The following is a 2,709-nucleotide window of genomic DNA, read 5'->3' on the forward strand; positions in this document are numbered from 1 at the left end:
GACGTCGGTGTGCCGTGGGCGATCGGCTCCCCGGCGGGCGGCCACGACGCCGTCCACCCCGACCTGGGCACGCTCGACGACTTCGACGCCTTCGTGCGCAGGGCCGAGGGCCTCGGCCTGGAGGTCGCCCTGGACTTCGCCCTCCAGTGCTCGCCGGACCACCCGTGGGTGGACAAGCATCCGGAGTGGTTCCGCCGCAGGGCGGACGGCTCCATCGCGTACGCCGAGAACCCGCCGAAGAAGTACCAGGACATCTACCCGATCGCCTTCGGCGAGGACATGCCGGGGCTGATCGCGGAGACCGAGCGGCTGCTGCGGTTCTGGATGGGGCACGGCGTGCGGATCTTCCGCGTCGACAACCCGCACACCAAGCCGGTGGTCTTCTGGGAGCAGGTGATCGCCCGGATCAACGCCACCGACCCCGACGTCATCTTCCTCGCCGAGGCCTTCACCCGTCCGGCGGTCATGCGGGCCCTGGCCGCGGCCGGGTTCCAGCAGTCGTACACGTACTTCACCTGGCGCAACACCAAGGCCGAACTCACCGAGTGCCTGACCGACCTCAGCGTGGAGAGCGCCGCCTATCTGCGCCCCAACCTCTTCGCCAACACCCCCGACATCCTGCCGGGCTACCTCCAGGAGGGCGGCCGTGCCGCCTTCGAGGCCCGCGCGGTGCTCGCCGCGACGCTCTCGCCGACCTGGGGCATCTACGCAGGGTTCGAGCTGTGCGAGAACACTCCGGTGCGGGCGGGCAGCGAGGAGTACCTGAACTCCGAGAAGTACGAGCTGCGCCCGCGCGACTGGGCGGCGGCCGAGCGCGAGGGTTATTCCATCGCCCCCCTCATCACCACGCTCAACGGGATAAGGCGTCACCACCGGGCGCTGCAACTGCTCAGGAACCTCCGATTCCACCGGGCGGACAACGACCGGCTGATCATCTACAGCAAGCGCGCGGGCGAGGACGTCATCGTGGTGGCCGTCAACCTCGACCCCCACCACACCCAGGAGACGACGGTCTCGCTGGACATGCCGGAACTCGGTCTCGACTGGGACGAGACCGTGCCGGTGCGCGACGAGCTCACCGGCGAGATCTACCACTGGGGCAGGGACAACTACGTGCGCCTCGGACCGGGCGGCGCGCACGTGCTGACCGTGCAGCGGCGCGAGGCACTGGACGGACCGGGTGAGCCGGCCGACCGCCCGACGATCGGAGGGTCATCCACACCATGATGGTCAATGAGCCCGTCCAGGACACGTTCGAGGACACCCCGAGCAAGGACCGGGACCCCGACTGGTTCAAACGCGCGGTGTTCTACGAGGTCCTCGTCCGTTCCTTCCAGGACAGCAACGGCGACGGCATCGGGGACCTGAAGGGCATCACCGCCAAGCTCGACTACCTCCAGTGGCTCGGCGTGGACTGCCTCTGGCTGCCGCCCTTCTTCAAGTCCCCCTTACGCGACGGCGGTTACGACGTCTCCGACTACACGGCGGTGCTGCCGGAGTTCGGTGACCTGGCGGACTTCGTGGAGTTCGTCGACAGCGCCCACCAGCGCGGGATGCGCGTCATCATCGACTTCGTCATGAACCACACCAGCGATCAGCACCCGTGGTTCCAGGCCTCGCGCACCGACCCCGAAGGACCCTACGGCGACTACTACGTCTGGGCCGACGACGACAAGCAGTACGGCGACGCCCGCATCATCTTCGTCGACACCGAGGCCTCCAACTGGACCTTCGACCCGGTCCGCAAGCAGTACTACTGGCACCGCTTCTTCTCCCACCAGCCCGACCTCAACTACGAGAACCCGGCCGTCCAGGAAGAGATCATCTCCGCCCTGCGCTTCTGGCTCGACCTCGGCATCGACGGCTTCCGACTCGACGCCGTCCCCTACCTCTACGCCGAAGAGGGCACCAACTGCGAGAACCTCCCCCGCACCCACGACCTCCTCAAGCGGGTGCGCGCGGAGATCGACGCCCACTACCCCGACACCGTCCTGCTCGCCGAGGCCAACCAGTGGCCCGAGGACGTGGTCGACTACTTCGGGGACTACGAGAAGGGCGGGGACGAGTGCCACATGGCGTTCCACTTCCCCGTCATGCCGCGCATCTTCATGGCGGTGCGGCGTGAGTCCCGCTACCCCGTCTCCGAGATCCTGGCGAAGACGCCGGCGATCCCGGCGGGCTGCCAGTGGGGCATCTTCCTGCGCAACCACGACGAGCTGACCCTGGAGATGGTCACCGACGAGGAGCGCGACTACATGTACGCGGAGTACGCCAAGGACCCGCGCATGCGCGCCAACATCGGCATCCGCCGCCGCCTCGCCACCCTCCTGGACAACGACCGCAACCAGATCGAACTCTTCACCGCCCTGCTGCTGTCCCTGCCGGGCTCGCCGATCCTCTACTACGGCGACGAGATCGGCATGGGCGACAACATCTGGCTCGGCGACCGCGACGCGGTCCGCACCCCGATGCAGTGGACCCCCGACCGCAACGCGGGCTTCTCCTCCTGCGACCCCGGCCGCCTCTACCTCCCCACGATCATGGACCCGGTCTACGGCTACCAGGTCACCAACGTCGAGGCCTCCATGTCCTCGCCCTCCTCGCTCCTGCACTGGACCCGCAGGATGATCGAGATCCGCAAACAGAACCCCGCCTTCGGCCTGGGCACCTACACCGAACTCCCCTCCTCCAACCCCGCCGTCCTCGCCT

2 protein-coding genes are annotated in these 2,709 nt (G+C 67.8%); both read left to right on the plus strand.

Annotation, left to right across the window (positions count from 1 at the left end; genetic code table 11):
- The coding region (locus DCW30_RS14430) for an alpha-amylase family glycosyl hydrolase (protein WP_479683390.1) at positions 1-1,227 on the plus strand (1,227 nt) is incomplete at its 5' end.
- Positions 1,224-2,709: maltose alpha-D-glucosyltransferase (gene treS, locus DCW30_RS14435; protein ID WP_129299898.1), on the plus strand; the 1,486-nt coding region annotated here is incomplete at its 3' end. The genes DCW30_RS14430 and treS, both read left to right, overlap by 4 nt.

The organism is Streptomyces alfalfae (assembly GCF_004127445.1).
In the GTDB taxonomy this organism is placed as follows: domain Bacteria; phylum Actinomycetota; class Actinomycetes; order Streptomycetales; family Streptomycetaceae; genus Streptomyces; species Streptomyces alfalfae.